This window comes from Ruegeria sp. HKCCA5763 (genome assembly GCF_013034545.1).
Lineage (GTDB): Bacteria > Pseudomonadota > Alphaproteobacteria > Rhodobacterales > Rhodobacteraceae > Ruegeria.
The window spans coordinates 94284-113143 of the sequence record NZ_WQGF01000007.1 but is presented as its reverse complement, the minus strand read 5'-3'; the positions used below and the strand labels follow the sequence as shown (position 1 = coordinate 113143).

Here is an 18860-nt window from a genome sequence, read left to right as displayed (position 1 = left end):
CATATCGCCAAAAAAATGGCCGCCCACAACGTGAGCGACCTTGAGATTTTGAGTCAAATTAGTTGGTTAGAGAGGCATTGCACTCACGCGCCGCTTCTATTGCCTTCTTTGTTCCAGCAAGGCTTACTTCGAAAGCAAAATTACTCTCTGGCATTACAATCATAGACTCGCGTTCCATAACGTCTGTTACGAAGTCAGGGTTGTTGGCTAGAAGATAACCGCCCTTGTAACCATCTGCCAGATTGGGCGGCGCCGCTGTTGTATCTCCGTAGTACAACTTGTTGTCCATGAGTAGCTCGACCTTGTCATCCTTAAACTCCATGTCCGCCTTGGTGAAGACCCCCATGTAGCCGAACTCTTTGTCCGGGGTCAGACCCATTTGCACGACGTTGGTATTCTCATCGACCCGTTCTATCAGGCAGGTGTTCCGGCTCTTGTCCACAAAGATGTTCCAGCCGGATTCTTCGCCATAGTTTACGAACTCCGCATTGTCTTTCGGCAGAATGTTTTTGTCCTTGGCATTCCCGACGGTTGCACCGCAGGCCAGCACGGCAGCAACAAAAAGAGCCTTGGTTGTCGTTTTCATAGTAATACTCCCGCATAAGTCTTTCGTTTCGGCATTGCGATACTAGGCGGCGTACGCTCGCCGTGTAAATGATCAGATCGAACTTCGAGCTGGAGCTTATACGCAAATCGTATGGCGGACATAGATTACAAGCAAGTTAGCTCAGCATATTCGATTGTAGCGACGTCTGTTTCGTCCGCGAAGCAAACGCTCACGATAATACTGCGAATGACCGAACCGAGTCCTTTTCAGACTTTGGGTCAGGCGCAGCATCCGTTTCGAAGGCGGGTATCAGCTATTCGCTTCATCTGAATAAGCAATACTCTTACCGGCATTCACTTCGCTAAAATAAAGTAATCGGCTTCACTGATGCGCCATCATACGCATGCTAAAATCCTACGCAGAGAATGTTGGTTCATGAGAGGTGCGCGGTTTTTTTTGCGCACGGTGAAGGATTTGAAAAATGGAGCTTCTGGCGTTGAAACCACTGGCCTTGGCCGTCTTGGCGGCAGGGGGGTATGGCGTTGCAACCATCGGAATGAAACTGGCCTCAGCCGAATGGACGGCGGTGGCGCTCGCTCTGATCATTCTGGGTTTTCTTGCCGCCACCCAATCCGAGGTGGTGCTGATGCGCACAGTTCCACTTTCCGAGCTGTATCTAATAATAATTGCGCTCGAGACGCTGATCGTACTGACCTACGCCTACAGTATCGGCGAAGGGCTAGAGCCGCGCGATTGGACAGGCGGCGCGCTTGTATTCGCGGGGCTCGCGATCGTCTCGCACTGACCGGACATGGGGTGGCCGGCGCGATACGCTACGCTCGGGCCAACGATGACTTGTTTGCCCAATGGGGTCGGGAGCAGTCTCTAAGTGTTCTGACGGCAACGGCGGGTATGTCCGCTTGGCAGACGTTCAGCAGATTTCAGCGAACGTCCGCTGCCGTTCAATGCAGACCTTCGGGCGAAATTTCTCGGAATGACCACCATCAATGATCGCTTTCCGTTCCTAAGCCGTCATCTGACTGAAAGACTCATATGACTGCCTTGAGCCCAATCCAGTCGTTGTTGCGAAACGCAGCATTTGTTGAAAAGGGCGAAGCGCCGGTTTTTGACACTCATATCCTGTTGGGTAAATTGGCTCCGCAGATTGTGCGAAACGCTGCACGAAACATCGAAGAACGCCGAACCCGCCCAGTGCAGATAATCTGCTTCAAGCCCAAGTAGTTTAGCATCAAAACTCTGAAAGTAGGGACCGCATTGCTCCACCTGCGCAGACGCTAGTCCAGAGTGCAGATTTCGGCTGACCGCTTGAATATTCAGGTCTGTGGAAGTGCATGTGTCTCCATTGCGGCCTTGTAGGAGCGGCTTTCATTCACAGATTCACACAGCGCGCTGAGCTTGGGTCGTGAGCCAAAGAGAGACTGTTTGTTGGCGTGCCACTCGGTCAGCATTGTGACGTAAAAATCCAGTGCGGTCAGACCGCGCGTCATGAAGTACGGATCGCCCGCAATTGCATCTTCGATCACATCGAAAAAGGCATCGTAATCGATAGCCGCTTTTGCGCCGACCTCCTCGATCGCTTTGCTGCTGTTCGCATAGCGCTCAGGGTGCCCGAGGCGCGCTGCCGTCATGTAGCCTGAGGTCGTCATGACATTCAGCCAATACAGAAACTCTCCACGATTATCATCACCGGGCGCTGGAGCGACCCTGCTCCCAGAGTACATCTCGCCGAGTAGCGTAACGATCGCGGCAGTCTCTCCAATCGTTTTGCCATCTGCGTAGCCGAGCGCCGGTATCCGGCCGGTTGGGTTTAGACGCAGGAAATCTGGAGTCCGATGTCCGTCTGCGCCCATGTCCACGTAGTGTAGTCGATATTCTGCACCGATTTCTTCAAGGACTGACTGCACCACAATCGAGCCTGCCAAATATTCCCAATAAAGCGTGAACATTCCCCGTCTTCCCCATGGTTCTGTTTTTCATGGCGACATCCTATGCACCAATGCTCAGTATGGGTGGGTTCGATTGCTTTGCACGCTTGATTTCATTTGGCCCCACTAAAGGAAACCTTTAGGGTGTCGACATGCATCTTTCTCATTTGAACGCGTTGCGCGCGCTGGAGGCTACATTGCGGCATGGGAGCTTTTCACTGGCCGCCAACGAACTTGGAATTACTCCGGCTGCAGTTGGGCAAAGGGTACGGTCCCTAGAACTTTACCTCGGAAAAAGTCTGTTCATTCGCTCCAGCTCGGGCATCGAGCCAACTGAGGATGCATTGCGGGTTCGGGAATTGTTGGAAGACGGCTTTGCAAGGCTTGCCGAGGCATTTGAGCAACTGAAGCCGAACTACTCGGCTGGCCGTCTACGCATTACCCTGCCGGAGTCCTTTTCGGAAAATTGGCTATCGCCGATGCTTGTGGAGTTCCACCTGCAATACCCGGATGCGGACTTATACTTGGACCCATCCAATCGCGATATCGACTTAGTGAGAGAAGACTATGATCTTGCGATCAGATACGGACCCACCCGTGACACTGTATTGGAAGAACGCGTGCTTTTCGGTGATTTTGTTGCCCCAGTATGCTCGCCCGCTTTTGCAGACCAGCAAGGGCTGGATCCGTATGTGCGATCGCTAAAGGGTGTACCGCTCATCCACGTCACCAATCGCACCAAGGACCCGGGATGGCTTGACTTCCAAGCATGGGGCGATTCCTTTGGGTTTGACCGCGATCATCTAAAACATGGCGTACGCATCTCTAGAACAGGTTCAGGGCTTCAAGCGGCGGCAGCGGGTCAGGGGCTGGCGCTTTGCGGGATTGTGGAAGCATTTCACGCGTTGAAAGCAGGATCGCTCATTCTGCCATTCGGACCGTCAATGATATGCCAGACAAAGTACGCCTATCGTCTCCTATGGGCGCGACCCCGAGCGAAATCTAATCTGCGGGCGCTATTCGTCGAATGGATCACAGACAGATCAGACCGTTTCGTCAGTGAGTTAGACGCATACCTCGCTTCCCAAGGCTCAAGAGCGTCCGGCTAGTGGCCGCATTGTCCGCGACCCGGTCATTTCGGGAAGCGGAATACTGCGAGATGCACGAATGTCTGGTTTGGTGAAGCTGCATTGCGGCGCTCAAGGATGCGACCAAGGTCCGCCTTGGGCCGCCCTCAACGAAGCCTAGCGGTGCAAGTTTTGAGATGCCGCGCTTGCTCCAAGGTCGGCTTAGAGCCCAACGCGGACCTTTTTTTGCCCGAGAGCCTCATTTTATAGATATAAAACGATAAGTTGCAGTTTGCCGGAATACACGATTTACTTGCTTTCAGCCCCCATAACGGCGGCAAACATGAATGGTCAACATAGTGGCGAAAAACATGGATGCCCACAAACAACAAGCTGGGAAATCACAACCGTTTCTCGTATTTGATAACGTGAAAAAAACTTACGACCAAAAGAACTTGGTCGTAAAGGGTTTCGATATGCAAGTCGAAGAAGGAGAGTTCATCACTCTTCTTGGTCCCTCAGGCTCCGGCAAAACAACTGTTCTGATGATGCTAGCAGGCTTTGAGAGCGTTACCTCAGGCGACATCGCAATAAAGGGGCAATCGATCAATCGTATCGCACCCTATCGTCGAAATATCGGGATGGTGTTTCAAAACTACGCGCTGTTTCCGCATATGACAGTGGCGGAGAACTTAGCCTACCCGCTTTCGGTTCGGAAAGTGGCAAAGGCTGAAATAGATTCCAGAGTGGTTGCCTCGCTTAAGCTCGTAGAGTTGGACGGGTTTGGCGGACGTTATCCCGGCCAGCTCTCTGGTGGTCAAAGACAACGCGTGGCCTTGGCAAGATCGATGATTTTTGAGCCGACGCTTATCCTTATGGATGAGCCGCTGGGTGCGTTGGACAAGAAGCTGCGCGAACAAATGCAGTATGAGATCTCGCGCCTACACGAGCAATTGGGGGTTACTGTCATATACGTGACGCATGATCAATCCGAGGCGCTGTCGATGTCCAACCGGATCGCTGTTTTTAACGACGGAGTCGTACAGCAATGCGCCCCGCCCGCGGAACTCTACGAGCGGCCTTCAAATGCGTTCGTGGCCGAGTTCATTGGCGAGAATAATTTTATCGATGGCCACGTTCAGTCGATCTCAGGCGATCAGGCCAAAGTCGTTACGCCGGGCGGCGAAACCGTGGTTGCTATGGCTGGCCAAGGGTTGACCGAGAATTCCGGTTGTCGTGTGTCGGTACGACCCGAGAAGCTGTTCATACACCCGACATCGCATGATCACGACAACGAGGTGACCGCGGCGTTCATAACGCGCATCTATGTGGGCGATTTCATCCGTTATTATTTCAGGCTGGCAAACGGTTCAGAGATTATTGTCAAAGTCCTGAACGATTTGTCCGCCCCTGAGTTTTCAGAAGGCCAGGACGGGAGTCTGATGTGGCTGACTTCGGATTGCATTGCGTTCCCTGTATGAGGTTGCGCGAAGTAATGAAAGGGAAAGCGGGACCCAAAGCTTCTCGCGACAACAGGAGGTGAATGTGATTAGAAATTCTGGATTGCTTACATATGCTGCTGCACTGGCAATGGTTTCATCGGGAGCCATGGCAAAAGATCTGACCGTGACGTCGTTTGGTGGCGCTTACGGGGCGGCACAACAGAAACACATGATCGACCCATATATGGCCGACAGCGGCGTCAACGTTTTGTTTGAAGACTACGGCGGCGGCGTCGCCGAAATGAAAGCGCAAAGCGAATCCGGCAACATCCAATGGGATGTTGTTGATATCGAGGTGATCGACCTAGAGCGTGCTTGCTCGGAAGGGTATTTGGAAGTCATCGATCATTCGATTTTGCCTCCGGGCGACGACGGCACACCCGCTGCCGAGGACTTTATTCCCGAGGCATTGCACGAATGTGGCGTCGGGAACATCGTTTGGACCATTATTTTCGCATACAACAACGATGCGTATTCCGACGGCCCTACAACGATCGAAGACTTCTTCAATACGGAAGCGTTCCCCGGCAAGCGCGGCCTGCGCAAACGTCCACAGGTAAACATGGAATGGGCCCTTCTGGCCGATGGCGTGGCACCAGACGAGGTCTATGACGTTCTATCCACCGATGAAGGTCAGGCACGAGCCTTCGCGAAGCTCGACACAATCAAAGACGATATCGTTTGGTATGATAGCTGGTCACAAGCACCTGTTCTTCTGAACGACGGTGGTGCCCAGATGGTGCAGTCCGCCAATGGTCGTATCTTCGCCGCCATCAAGGAAGAAAACGCCCCCTTCACAATGGTTTGGGATAGCCATGTCTATGACCTTGATGTTTGGTCGGTCATGAAAGGTACTGATAAGCTCGATACTGCGCTTGAGTTCGTCAAATTCGCAACTCAAACCGTGCCTCTGTCAGGTATGCAAGACGTGGCTTACGGCCCAACGCGCAAGTCTGCTCAGGCGCTTTTGCCGGATGACGTAAAGCAGGATCTGCCGACAGCACATCTTGACGAAGGTGTCAAAGCAGACGGCATCTTCTGGGCCGACTACGGTGAGTCACTAGGCGAAAAGTTCAACGAGTGGCTGCTTCAATAGTCTAAGAGCACCAACCTGCGCCGTTCAATCGGCGCAGGTTCATCGACCGGAGACGAACAATTGCCCGAAGCCACCAGCGTCACCCCAGATGGGTTGAGCCGCGAAGATGCCCGTAACGCCGCGCGTGAATACCGGTCACGGCGTTGGAGAGCTTTTCTGTTCGTTGTGCCCCTTCTGGCATTTATTGGTTTCTCATTTGTCGCACCTATAGCCTCGATGCTGTACCGCGGTGTCTATAATCCGACTGTTGCCAGCCTCGTACCCGAGACGCTCGAAAAACTGCCAAGCTGGCAAGGCGAGGAACGTCCAAGCGATGAGATTCTTAGCATCTTCGCCCTTGATCTAAAGAGGCTCGCCAACGATCGCACTTCTGGTCAACTGGCGGAAGAAGTGAATCGTGCCCTTCCCGGGTCCTCCAGCGTCATCAAATCCTCCGCTCGCAAGCTGCGTCGTGTTGATGACAGCGAGCTAGCCAATAATGGCGCCGCGATCCTGATTGATGCTAACGCCAAATGGGCAGAACCAGAGATCTGGCAAGCACTAAAAAAAACCGGTCAGGTCTATACCGCCGGATACTACCTGACTGCGCTCGACCTCGAGAATGACCCTGACGGCGGCATCCAACGCCGCGAGACGCAGATTTACGTCAAGCTCTATGGCAAGACGCTTCGGATGGCGCTGATCATAACGATTTTGACTGTTATTCTTGGTTACCCGCTAGCCTATTTCATGGCCAACAGCTCCAGCGGAACGGCGAACCTCCTGATGGTGTTTGTCCTGTTGCCTTTCTGGACCTCGCTTCTTGTGCGAACCACCGCATGGATCGCACTGTTACAAACAAACGGAGTGGTTAATTCCACCCTGCTTGCCCTGGGTCTGACCGATGCGCCACTTGAGATGTTGTATACGCAATTCTCGACCATCATTGCGATGACGCATATCCTGTTGCCCTTCATGATCCTGCCGCTTTATTCGGTCATGCGTGGCATTGATCCCAGTTACATGCGCGCGGCAATGTCGATGGGCAGCCCACCGATCCCGGCCTTCCTTCGCATTTACCTTCCGATGAGCTTGCCAGGCCTGTCAGCGGGCGCGTTGTTGGTTTTCATAATTTCAGTGGGCTACTACATCACTCCGGCATTGGTTGGGGGCACGGATGGCCAGATGATCTCAAACATCATCGCCTTTCACATGCAGCAATCCAACAACTGGGAGCTTGCAGCTGCCCTTGGCTCGCTTCTGTTGTTCTTAATCCTTGCGCTCTACTGGCTCTATGACCGGTTCGTGGGCGCGGGCAATATCAAACTGGGTTAGAGCGATGCGGAAGTTCCCAGAGTATTTTACCTTTTGGCACATCGCTGGACATTATAGTCTGCGTTTCTCAGCTTACCTGGTACTCGTTTTTCTGATGTTGCCAATTTTAGTTATTGTGCCCCTGTCTTTCAATGCAGAACCATTCTTTACGTTCACTGAAGGTATGCTTTCGCTAGACCCGGATGCCTTTTCCCTGCGCTGGTACCAGGCAATCGCACAGGACCAGAAATGGACGCTTGCCATCTGGAATAGTTTTGTCGTGGGCATCGCCGCTGCGATTTTAGCAACAGGATTGGGAACACTTGCGGCGGTTGGTCTCGCGTCGCCTTGGATGCCATTTAAGCGCTTGATCACTGCGCTTCTTCTCTCGCCCATGATCGTGCCATTAATCATCATCGCTGCCGGCATGTTCTTTTTCTATACAAGCTTTAATTTGGTCAGCACCTACCCTGGCCTAATAATTGCTCATGCAGCCCTTGGCGTACCGTTCGTTATCATCACTGTCACCGCAACACTGACTGGCTTTGATCGTTCACTATTCAGCGCTGGCCTTAGTCTAGGAGCTTCGCCAACTAAAGTGTTTTTCGATGTGGTTATTCCGATCATCCGGCCTGGTGTCATCTCTGGAGGACTGTTTGCTTTCGTAACTTCATTTGATGAAGTAGTCTTGGTGTTGTTTTTGGCGGGTCCAGAACAAAGAACAATCCCTCGCCAGATGTTTTCAGGGCTACGCGAGCAGATAAATCCAACGATCCTCGCGGTAGCAACGCTTTTGGTGCTTCTATCCATAGCTCTCTTAGCAACACTTGAATTGCTGCGCCGTAGATCCGAGCGTCTTAGAGGTACTTCTGACTAATTGCACCGGATTTAAGAAACTGGATTACTTCAGCCACGAAGAATGGTGACGATTCATCATAATCAAAAGAGTGAGCTTTCTTTAACCCAAAATTGATGCACTAAAAAATTGGTGATTTGTCCTCCGAGCAGGCGCTCGAAGGGCGATTGAACGCTGATGTGCGGTTAGCAGACACAAATGGCGCGTTTGTCCGCAGAGCAGAAATTCGCCCAAACTCTACGAGCGACGGCTTCGAGCCCGAAGCAGACATCACATTTGGTGATGGTCTAGGATCATAGACATCGCTTGAATGCTAAAGATTTGGTGCCAATCAGCTCGGCATGCTAGCATTCACAAGAGATCGAGGTTTGAGGTGAGCCAGACACGGGGGCACCATGTCAAAGACGCTATATGAACGTCTGGGAGGAACGGATGGTATTCGTCGAATAGTCGACGTTCTGGTGGACAATCACTCCAAAAACCTAGTTGTCGCTGCACGATTTGCGGGAACCGATATGGAGCACCTCAAACAAATGGCAGGAGACTTCTTCATAACTGGTTCTGGTGGGCCTGAGATGTATAGAGGCAAGGATATGGTTGCAGCGCATCAGTACATGAACATCAGCGGAGATGAGTTTGTCGCAGTTCTGGACGATGCCATGAACGCCCTGAAGGCCAACGACGTCGGTCAACGGGAACAAGAAGAGGTCTTATACATTCTATATAGCCTCAAGGACCAAGTTGTAGGTATCTGACTTTCGCCACAACCGGGTAGAGTCGGCAATATTCAAATCATTAAATCAAAGCTTGCTTGTCCGACTTGCAGACTCTTGAAGTCAAATGGCTTACTATAGGTCAATCGTGCATTTGGGCTTAAAATTTATGCGCAAAAGGATCCTCCAATATGAATAGGAGATTGTCTACGATCTTGGCCGCTGATGTTGTCGGTTATTCCACTCGGATGCGTGAAGATGAAATCGACACGATAAATCGTGTTACACTGTTAAACGAGTTAATCGGAACTGTTGCGTCCACGCACAATGGGCGGGTCTTTAACCGCGCGGGTGATGGTTTTCTTTTGGAGTTTTCTAGCCCAGTGGCGGCAGTTCGCTGTGCTTACAACTTACAACTTCAACTCGCTGCACCAGTAAGCAAGCGAGAGATAGGACTAGAAATCAGGGTTGGGGTCCATCTTGCCGATGTCGTAGTAGATGGCGACGATTTGCTTGGCGATGGGGTGAATGTAGCAAGTCGTATTGAGTCTGAAGCTGAGCCAGGTATGGTCCTCGTAAGTAATGCGGTGTTTGAACACGCCAAGCGGTCGGCCCAGCTCAAATTTGAGAATCAGGGCACCCGAAAGCTCAAAAATATTTCCGAACCAATTACGGTCTACGCTGTTGCAGGCGAGCTTGGAACGCACAGCTGCGGAACTGCGCTTATCGAGGACAGTAGCCTTCCCTACGTGGCGGAACTGCAAAAGTCCAACAACTCAATTGTTGTGCTTCCCTTCAAGAACATGAGCGATGATCCCGAGCAGGAGTATTTTTCCGATGGCCTGACGGAAGACATCATCACAGAGCTGTCCCGATTCCCTGACATTCTCACGATATCTAGGAATACTAGTTTTGGCTTAAAAGGGGTTGCGGCGGACGCTCGTGAACTTGGACAGAAACTCGGCGTGCATTTCTGTCTTGAAGGCGGGGTTCGCAAGCTGGGAAATCGCATACGGATCAACGCGTATCTGACGGATGCAGTGTCAGGCGAACAGCTTTGGACAGAGCGGGCGGATTGCAATCTGGAGGATCTTTTCGATTTCCAGGATGACCTTGTTGCCAAAATCGTCGCGAGTGTGGCTGGCCAGATCGAACGGCAACTGGAAGCCACGGCACAGCGAAAACGTCCAGGTGACCTGGAAGCCTATGAATGTTTAATCCGCGGTTTGTATTTTCACCGGATTGGTGGAGTCACAAAGGAGAATGCAGAGGAAGCGGTTCATTGGTTTGACGAAGCGCTGAAACGAGATCCAGGATATGGTCGAGTTCATGCGTGGAGGGCGTGCGCTGTCGCTACAGTAGCAGAATGGACCGGTGAAGATGTATGGGATGAGTTGGTCGAAGCAGGGAACCTAGCTGTCGAGCTGGATGAAACGGACGCTGAAAGCCATCGAATTGCCGGTTCCTTGGCGCTCTATGTTCGTGACTTTGAACGGGCTAAGTTCCACTTCAATCGCGCTCTGGAGTTAAACCCCAATCATGCTTTCATTGTCGGGCGAACCGGTGAACTCCATAACTTTCTCGGAGATGGGAAGACTGCTCTTGAGTACCAAAAGCGTGCAAAGATGCTTGATCCCTTTTTGCCCGAATATTGCCGCGAACTAGAGGCAATTGCCTACTATGTCATGCATGATTTTGAGGCTTGTTTTAACACCGTGGATGAATTTGCGAGGCTTACCCGGCGGGCGGCAGCATATCGGACTGCGGCCGCAACTCACCTGAATAATGACCACAAGCTTGAACGAGCAGTTCGCGATTTGTTGCTTCACGATCCGGACTTTAGACCTTCTACATTCATTCAAACTGAATACTTCAAAGATCGCGAGATATCTAAGAGATTGAAAGCCGAATTGAGGAGCGCTATGGCGGCAACCTCACTTCGACTGGCTGGTTGAGTAAACAATTTGCAAACTTAAAAATTGAGGATTGATGCGTATTCTCTTTGTAAGAAAAGGCCATGGATCGCCGGAGTTTAACGACCGCTTTGTCCTCAAAGTAGACGTTCAATCAAGTTGCAGCGAAGGTCTGCTTCGAGCCCAAGGAGAACAATGCTGTGAAAATCACTGAGGGCGGCTTTGCACAGGAACCGGACCTTGCAAAGTTTAACAAACGGCCCACAGCCGCCATCTATCGATACGACGAATTGCTGCGTTCGCATTCCGCCTTGCAGGCATGCGAATTGCGTCAGACTATCCGAAGCGCTGGTTCCTGAAACACAGCAAAAAAATGTAGCATTTTATCAGAATACTTTTACCTTGTGGTCAAATTTGGGGGAAGATGAATGCTCGACATCATCATTAGACAAGCCCAACTGCCGGATGGCCGAGGGCCTTTGGATATAGCGATCAAGGATGACCGCGTCGCAGAAATTGCCCCCAAGATCAAGGCTGAGGCAGGCGAGGACATTGACGCGGCTGGACGATTGGTTTCGCCCCCGTTTACCGACCCGCACTTCCATATGGATGCGACCCTGAGCCTTGGAACGCCTCGCATGAATGTCTCGGGTACACTATTGGAAGGCATCGCGCTTTGGGGTGAGCTAAAGCCTCTGCTGACACCCGAAGCAGTAATTGAGCGCGCCATGCGATATTGCGACCTTGCCGTATCGCAGGGATTGCTGGCAATCCGTTCGCATGTGGATGTTTCATCCACACCTTTGGTTGGCGTTGAAGCGCTGTTGGAGGTCCGCAAGCAGGTCGCTCCCTATATTGATCTGCAGCTGGTAGCATTCCCGCAAGATGGCCTTTACCGCTCAGAGAATGCAGAAAAAAACTTGATCCAAGCCCTTGATATGGGTGTTGATGTAGTGGGCGGTATCCCGCATTTTGAGCGTACGATGTCGGAAGGTGCCCGGTCGGTCAGGAGACTGGCCGAGATAGCGGTGGACCGAGGCCTGATGCTGGATTTGCATTGCGATGAAAGCGACGATCCAATGTCGCGCCACGTGGAAACCTTAGCCTATGAGACCACGCGCCTTGGGCTTGGCAGGCGGGTCACAGCAAGTCATGTCACCGCGATGCACTCGTATGACAACTACTATGCGTCGAAGCTCATACCTCTGATCGCAGAAAGCGGCATGAACGTGGTGCCCAACCCGCTCATCAATATAACGCTGCAAGGTCGCTCGGATACCTATCCGCGTCGTAGGGGGCTGACCCGAGTGCCAGAGCTGCGAGCGGCGGGTGTAAATGTCGCCTTCGGGCAGGATTGCACGATGGACCCGTGGTATTCGCTTGGCTCCGCCGACATGTTGGAAGTGGCTCATATGGGCGTGCATGCCGTGCCGATGACATCCCGCGAGGCGATGGAGTGGGCGTTTACGTCCGTTACTCAGAATGGTGCCAAGGCTATGGGCTTGCCCGACCCGACGATCCGCGAAGGCGGCCCTGCCAATATGGTAGTGCTGCAAGCGCAGGACCCGATTGAAGCAGTTCGCATGAAAGCCACCCGGCTTGCCGTTATCAAAAACGGAAAGGTGCTGGCCCGCACAGAACCACGAATGGCCGCGCTTTCTTTGCCTGGCCGTCCCACGACCCTGGATCCCGCAGATTACGCGCCCAGGCCCAATACTTAGGAAGCTCATTAACAAGAAGAATTGCCACCAACAGAAGAGGATCTACCAATGAAACTCACCACAACCCGCCGTCAACTGATGGTCGGCGCTGCGGCCATGCTGGCCCTGCCGGCTTATATCCATCGCGTGAATGCGCAATCTGCGATCCGCGTCGCCGGAGTACACATGTCTCCGGTTGAAAATGCGTGGAACAGCCGCATTCACCTGGCGATGCAGGAAGCCGCCGACACTGGCCTGATAGAGTATGAGTTTTCAGAAGGAGTAGCGCCGACCGACTATCCCCGCGCGATGCGCGAGTATGCCGAGGGAGGTGCGCAAATCATCTGGGGTGAATCTTACGCTGTGGAGCGTGAAGCACGCGAAGTGGCGGGTGACTACCCCGACACCGCGTTTCTGATGGGGTCTTCCGGTGGGCCAGAAGGTGACAATTTCGGTGTCTTTGGCACACGTAACCACGAGGCAGCCTATCTGGCTGGTATGCTCGCGGGTCAAATGTCCGAAAGCAATGTCTATGGTTCGGTCGGGGGTTATCCGATCCCCGAGGTGAACCTTTTGATCAACGCTTTCCGCATGGGCGTAAGCGAAGTGAACCCAGACGCCACCTTCGTCAACGGCTTTATCGGTGCATGGTTCGATCCGGCCCGCGCGCAAGAGGCTGCTATTGCCCAGATTGATGCGGGTGCAGACATTCTGTTTGGTGAGCGCATTGGCACTGCGGATGCGGCCCAAGCGCGAGGTGTGAAGGCGATCGGTTCGCTTATCGATTATACTCCGCGATACCCGGGCACGGTTTTTGCCAATGCAATCTGGAATTACGGTCCCACAATCGAGGCCATCGTGGCGGATGTTCAGGCCGGTAATCCAACAGGTCGTAACTACACGGAATATTCCTTTATGGCCCATGGCGGCAATGAGTTGATCTATGTCGCCGATGAAGTGCCCGCCGACGCCATCCCGGGGATGGAGGCCAAACAGGCCGCGATTCAATCCGGTGAATGGGACGTTCCGATTGATGAAAGCGAGCCCTCCTGATCCAGAGGGTTTTGACGTGACCGATGCCACGGCTCTTGCAGCTGCCATCACAGCAGGGCAGATCTCTGCCTGCCAACTGATGGAATCAAGTCTTGCTGCCTGCCACGCACGGGCGGATTTGGGGGCGGTGGTATATCTGGACGAAGAAATGGCCCGCGCTGGGGCAAGGGCGGCGAACGCTTTGCCACCAGACCAGCGCGGGCCATTTCATGGGGTTCCGTTTTTGGTGAAAGACCTCGGTGGTTTCGCAAAAGGGCTGCCGGCGGCGGCAGGATCTGCGGCAATCCGAGCACAATGTTGTAGACCCGAAAGTGACAGCCACCTGCTACACCGTCTTCGCCGCACCGGCCTGATCCCTTTCGGCTTGACCGCAACACCGCCCTTTGGCCTTTCCCTAACATGCGAACCCGACGGTATGGTTGTGACCCGCAATCCATGGAACCCCGCACTGACACCCGGTGGTTCATCCGGCGGCGCCGCAGCCGCGGTTGCAGCTGGTATTGTTGCAATTGCTCATGCCACGGATGCAGCCGGGTCCATCAGGGTTCCCGCCGCATGTTGCGGCTTGACCGGGCTTAAGCCTTCTCGTGGCGCGGTGCCTGGAGGCCCTGATTTTGCCAATCACCTGATGGGCATAGCGTCTGAGTTGGTCCTTGCGCGGTCGATCCGCGATGTGAAGACGGCCTTTGACGCGGTAGCCCAGCCCTTGGCCCCGGTATATCTGCCAGAACGCCCCAGCGTCGCATTGGCATTGCCGGAGCGGTGCGGTGCCGACCAGTGCAAGGCCGCGAAAAGTGCTGCCGACGCGCTGCGCGATGCAGGCTGTGAGGTGTGCGATATTCGTGCCCCCGACCAATTGGGGGATGAGGCTCACGCAATCGCTCGAACCATACTAGCTGTTTCCATGGCCGAGTGGCTGACTGCGCTCAAGATAACTGATGATGAGATTCCACCACTTGCCGCAGCCATGGCTGCCGAGGGCCGTGCGACGTCGGCCACAGCGCTTTTTGCGGCCTCACGAAAGCTCGCTCGTGTGACAAATCGATCTCGCAAGCTTTTTAAGTCTGCCGATGCTGTCCTGATGCCGATCCTCTCGTCTGCGCCGCCCGATGTAGGCACTTTGGATCTGTCCGGCTCCTCCCCAAACGATCACATGGCGCGGCTCGAGGCTTTTGCCCCGAACGCCGCACTAGCAAATGTAGCGGGCTTGCCAGCTTTGGCGCTGCCTTTTGGCATGGCAAATGGTCTTCCACTCGGCGTTCAACTGATTGGTCCCCCCGGCTCGGATTTTGCGCTGCTGAAACTTGGCGCACTTGTCGAAGCACGCGCGCCCACAATCACTTTTCCGCACCCAATCGCAGGCCTGCCCGCATGACCAAGGTTCTAGAACTAAACGGCATTACCAAGCGTTTCGGAACGCTTACCGCAAATGACGATGTGACCCTCACACTAGAAGACGGGGAAATTCTTGCTCTGTTGGGCGAAAATGGTGCGGGTAAGACGACACTGATGAATATTCTTTTCGGCCACTACGCAGCCGATAAAGGTTCTGTCAGGGTGTTTGGCAAAGAACTGCCCCCGGGTCTGCCACGCGCAGCGATCGAAGTGGGGGTGGGAATGGTACACCAGCACTTCACGCTTGCGGGCAACCTCACGGTTCTTGAAAACGTAATGCTGGGTTCCGAACCGCTGACGCGCACGCGTTCTGCTCGTGGCGAGGCGCGCAAGAAACTGTTGCAGATCTCAGAGCGGTTCGGCCTGCCTGTTAATCCAGAGGCCAAGGTTCGGACGCTTTCCGTTGGTGAACGTCAACGGGTCGAGATTCTGAAAGCACTCTATCGCGACGCACGTATTCTGATTTTGGATGAACCGACTGCCGTTCTGGCCCGGCCCGAGGCGATGCGCCTGTTCGAAACGCTGCGTGATATGACAAAAGAGGGCCTCTCGCTTATTTTCATCAGCCACAAGCTGCATGAGGTCATGGCAGCCTCTGACCGTGTGGCGGTGCTTCGTGGCGGCAGGATGGTCGCGGAACGCAAAACACCCGAAACCACACCAGAAGAGTTGGCGGAACTGATGGTTGGCCGCAAGGTTGAGCGTCCCGTACGTCAAGACCATGAGATTGGAGCGCCAGTCCTGATCGCAAAGGACGTGAGCGTGGAAGAAGACGGTGATTTGCGGCTGGATGATGTGTCTTTCGCTGTCCATGCCGGTGAAATCCTTGGTATCGTCGGCGTTTCAGGCAATGGTCAATCCTCCCTTGGTGCGCTGCTGTCAGGATTGGCACACCCAAGTGCGGGTCAGTTAACACTCTTGAACGAAGATATCAGCCATCTGGGTCCGCGCGGCATGATCCACGCGGGCGCAGGCAGGGTGCCTGAAGACCGGCACGCAGAAGGCGTTGTGGGCGAATTGAGTTTGTGGGAAAACGCGGTGCTTGAGCGCTTGCGCACACCGGAATTTTCGCACCGCGGCTTTGTTCGACAACGCGCCGCCCGGGATTACACTGCGGGGCTGATAGAACGTTTTGATATCCGCGGCGCCAGCCCCGACACGCGAACAAGGCTGCTGTCCGGCGGCAATATGCAAAAGCTGATCCTTGGCCGGGTTCTGACCAATGGGCCGCGTTTTGTGCTCGCAAACCAGCCAACGCGTGGTCTTGATGAAGGTGCAATTGCTTCAGTTCATGCCGAGCTTTTGGCAGCACGGGCCGAAGGTGCCGCAATCCTGCTCATCTCAGAAGAATTGGAAGAAGCTGTAGCCCTGTCAGACCGAATACAGGCCATCGTAAAAGGTCGCTTGTCAGAATCGATATCGGCTGATGAAGCCGACCCACAACGCCTTGGCCTGATGATGGCAGGTGTCTGGAAGGAAAATGATGATGCGGCTTGAACGACGCTCACATGTGCCGCTGCATCTTGCGATCATTGCACCACTGGCCGCGATCTTTGCTGCATTGCTTTTGGCCGCAGGTCTCATCGCTGCTGCTGACGTAAATCCGCTAACGGCTTATGGCGAAATGGTGAATGGCACATTCGGCTCGCGCCTTTCCATCGCCGAGATGTTGACCCGCGCCACTCCGCTTATCTTTACGGGGCTTGCCGCAGCTGTCGCCTTCCGAGCGCGGCTTTGGAACATCGGGGGCGAGGGACAGTTCTTTATTGGAGCGCTAATCACCGCTTGGATCGGTCATTCACTCGGGGTTCCAGGGTGGATAGGTATTCCGATCTTGATGTTGGCGGGCATGGCGGCAGGCGCGGCCCTTTTGGCAGGACCTGCCTTTTTACGCTTACGTTTCGGCGTGGATGAGGTGGTGACAACCCTGCTGCTCAACTTCATCGTGATCCTTTTTGTTGGCCTCATGATTGAGGGCCCTTTGCGCGATCCGCTGGCCTTTGGGTGGCCCTCTTCGGTGCCCGTAGACGGGGATTACCGCCTTCCGGATCTGATCCCCCGTACACGTCTCCATATCGGGCTGCTTGTTGCCATCGCAGCGGCAAGTGCTGTTTGGCTGATCCTTGCGCGTACTGTTTTTGGCACTGAAACACGCGCCGCAGGCTTAAATGCCAGTGCCGCTGCCTTTGCCGGAATTGCTCTGCCCCACACGATCATGGGTGTTGCCTTGCTTTCGGGCGCGCTGGCAGGGCTTGCCGGGTCTGTCGAAGTCATGGGGGTCACTGCGGGGGTCACCACTACTATGAGCCCCGGATTTGGTTATGCAGGCATTGTCGTCGCCATGCTCGCCGCTTTGCATCCGGCCGGAGTGGTCGCTGCCGCTGTTTTCGTCGCCACAGTCTTTGTCGGGGCCGACGCCATGAGCCGTGCGACGGGTGTACCCAGTTTCATTGCCGATGTGATCGTGGCGCTGTGCCTGCTCACCATGATCGTGGCCCTTCTTTTCACAACCTACAGGGTGCGCCGATGAGTGATGCAATTGATCTGCTGCTGAATACCAGTCTTTGGGCTTCCGTGTTGCGTATTGCGACACCGCTCATATTTGGTGTTCTTGGTGCGTTGCTTTGCGAACGTTCGGGCGTGCTCAATCTGGGAATCGAGGGGATCATGACCATGGGGGCGATGAGCGGTTGGCTTGTCGTCTACATGGGCGCGCCATTGCTTGCAGGCCTCATTTTTGCAGCGTTTTGCGGCGCGGTGATGGGATTGCTTCATGCCATGTTGACAGTTCCACTTGGGCTTTCGCAACACGTCTCAGGGCTGGGCATAACGCTGTTTGCATCCGCTTTAGCCTATTACCTGTACAGGTTACTTGTTGAGGTGGGAGATCTGCCTCCTACGATCGAGACTTTTAAGCCGCTCGATTTTCCGGTCCTGTCAGATATTCCCGTTTTGGGAACGATCCTTTTTAACCAAGCTTTGCCGACCTATCTGGCGCTCACTGCGGTGGCTGTGATGGCCTATGTTCTTGCCCGCACGCCTTTGGGGTTGGCCATTCGTATGACCGGAGAGAACCCTCATGCGGTTGAGGCGCAGGGGCTGAACCCGATCCGTATCCGTATCGGCGCAGTTGTTGTCGGGTCGGCTTTGATGGCGGTTGGCGGGGCCTTCCTGACCACAACGGCGTTCAACAGCTTTTTCCCGGGCATGGTGCAGGGGCGCGGTTGGATCTGCATCGCATTGGTAGTCTTCGCTGGCTGGCGGCCCGGTAAGGCTCTGATTGGCGCGATGTTGTTCGCTTTCTTCGATGCCTACCAACTGCGATTGCAGACAACGGTTGAGGGTGTGCCATATCAGTTGTTCCTTATGGCGCCGTATGTACTTTCGATCGTTGCGCTCGTCCTTGTCGCCCGCAGAGCCGAAGTCCCAGCGGCGTTGATGGCACCCTACCGACGCGGCGAACGTTAGTGGCATATTTTCGAACATATTGGCCAGGAAACTATAAAATCATCAAAATAAACATCTACTCGACCAGACAATGAAGAGCTGGGCACGAGACCTTAATCAAAATCCGGAAAACTCTTGACAATATCTATTTATTAACGCTCCGGCGTCATTCAGTCGCGCAGATTGAAATCCGGTCTCAAGGCTACTTGAATGTCTGCTTCTGAATATTCGACCTGACAGGCTCACGCACGCAGCGAATGGCCGGTTTCCGCCCGATGAGCAAAATGGCGATGTCTGCTTTGGGCCGACTGCAGTCATTGCCGTCAATAAGA

16 protein-coding genes are annotated in these 18860 nt (G+C 53.9%); 14 read left to right on the top strand and 2 right to left on the bottom strand.

Annotation, left to right across the window (positions count from 1 at the left end; all coding sequences use genetic code 11):
- Nucleotides 1-58: 58 nt before the first annotated feature.
- Complete coding sequence (locus GOV89_RS13315) at nt 59-586, bottom strand: hypothetical protein (RefSeq protein ID WP_171238398.1); 528 nt, start codon at nt 584-586, stop codon at nt 59-61.
- Between the two features lie 442 nt (nt 587-1028).
- Between GOV89_RS13315 and GOV89_RS13310 the strand changes: the two genes are divergently transcribed.
- The gene (locus GOV89_RS13310) at nt 1029-1352 is read left to right on the top strand and encodes a 5-aminolevulinate synthase (RefSeq protein ID WP_171238397.1); all 324 of its coding nucleotides are present in this window, start codon (nt 1029-1031) and stop codon (nt 1350-1352) included.
- A gap of 529 nt (nt 1353-1881) precedes the next feature.
- On the opposite strand, the gene GOV89_RS13305 is transcribed toward GOV89_RS13310, so the two are convergent.
- Nucleotides 1882-2514: a glutathione S-transferase family protein gene (locus GOV89_RS13305; RefSeq protein ID WP_171181268.1), complete on the bottom strand. Its 633-nt coding sequence runs from the start codon at nt 2512-2514 to the stop codon at nt 1882-1884.
- Between the two features lie 131 nt (nt 2515-2645).
- Here GOV89_RS13305 and GOV89_RS13300 point away from each other — a divergent pair, with 131 nt between their 5' ends.
- The 13 genes from GOV89_RS13300 (at nt 2646) to GOV89_RS13240 (ending at nt 18549) form a co-directional block, all read left to right on the top strand.
- Complete coding sequence (locus GOV89_RS13300; RefSeq protein ID WP_171181270.1) at nt 2646-3602, top strand: LysR substrate-binding domain-containing protein; 957 nt, start codon at nt 2646-2648, stop codon at nt 3600-3602.
- A 329-nt stretch (nt 3603-3931) separates the two neighbouring features.
- Nucleotides 3932-5041 (top strand): ABC transporter ATP-binding protein, encoded by a 1110-nt coding sequence (locus GOV89_RS13295; protein ID WP_171181273.1) that lies wholly within the window; start codon nt 3932-3934, stop codon nt 5039-5041.
- 127 nt (nt 5042-5168) lie between these two features.
- The gene (locus GOV89_RS13290) at nt 5169-6158 is read left to right on the top strand and encodes an ABC transporter substrate-binding protein (RefSeq protein ID WP_254451527.1); all 990 of its coding nucleotides are present in this window, start codon (nt 5169-5171) and stop codon (nt 6156-6158) included.
- Nucleotides 6159-6218: 60 nt separating this feature from the next.
- A complete protein-coding gene (locus tag GOV89_RS13285) occupies nt 6219-7472 on the top strand; it encodes an ABC transporter permease (RefSeq protein ID WP_245223351.1) in 1254 nt (417 codons plus the stop codon).
- 4 nt (nt 7473-7476) lie between these two features.
- Complete coding sequence (locus GOV89_RS13280; protein ID WP_171103639.1) at nt 7477-8328, top strand: ABC transporter permease; 852 nt, start codon at nt 7477-7479, stop codon at nt 8326-8328.
- 374 nt (nt 8329-8702) lie between these two features.
- Nucleotides 8703-9062, top strand: coding sequence for a group 1 truncated hemoglobin (locus GOV89_RS13275; protein ID WP_171238395.1), 360 nt, complete (start codon nt 8703-8705; stop codon nt 9060-9062).
- A gap of 173 nt (nt 9063-9235) precedes the next feature.
- Complete coding sequence (locus GOV89_RS13270) at nt 9236-10975, top strand: adenylate/guanylate cyclase domain-containing protein (RefSeq protein ID WP_171238394.1); 1740 nt, start codon at nt 9236-9238, stop codon at nt 10973-10975.
- A gap of 386 nt (nt 10976-11361) precedes the next feature.
- On the top strand, nt 11362-12654 hold the full coding sequence (locus GOV89_RS13265; RefSeq protein WP_171238393.1) for an amidohydrolase family protein: 1293 nt from the start codon (nt 11362-11364) through the stop codon (nt 12652-12654).
- Between the two features lie 48 nt (nt 12655-12702).
- Entirely contained in the window at nt 12703-13686 is a 984-nt protein-coding gene (locus GOV89_RS13260; RefSeq protein WP_171238392.1) for a BMP family protein, read from the top strand.
- Nucleotides 13667-15061: an amidase gene (locus GOV89_RS13255; RefSeq protein ID WP_171238391.1), complete on the top strand. Its 1395-nt coding sequence runs from the start codon at nt 13667-13669 to the stop codon at nt 15059-15061. Before GOV89_RS13260 ends, GOV89_RS13255 begins: the two co-directional genes overlap by 20 nt.
- Nucleotides 15058-16578, top strand: coding sequence for an ABC transporter ATP-binding protein (locus tag GOV89_RS13250; protein ID WP_171238390.1), 1521 nt, complete (start codon nt 15058-15060; stop codon nt 16576-16578). Before GOV89_RS13255 ends, GOV89_RS13250 begins: the two co-directional genes overlap by 4 nt.
- The gene (locus tag GOV89_RS13245) at nt 16568-17611 is read left to right on the top strand and encodes an ABC transporter permease (RefSeq protein WP_171238389.1); all 1044 of its coding nucleotides are present in this window, start codon (nt 16568-16570) and stop codon (nt 17609-17611) included. The genes GOV89_RS13250 and GOV89_RS13245 overlap by 11 nt, the downstream gene beginning before the upstream one ends.
- Nucleotides 17608-18549, top strand: a complete 942-nt coding sequence (locus GOV89_RS13240; RefSeq protein WP_171238388.1) for an ABC transporter permease — start codon at nt 17608-17610, stop codon at nt 18547-18549. The genes GOV89_RS13245 and GOV89_RS13240 overlap by 4 nt, the downstream gene beginning before the upstream one ends.
- Nucleotides 18550-18860: the final 311 nt, after the last annotated feature.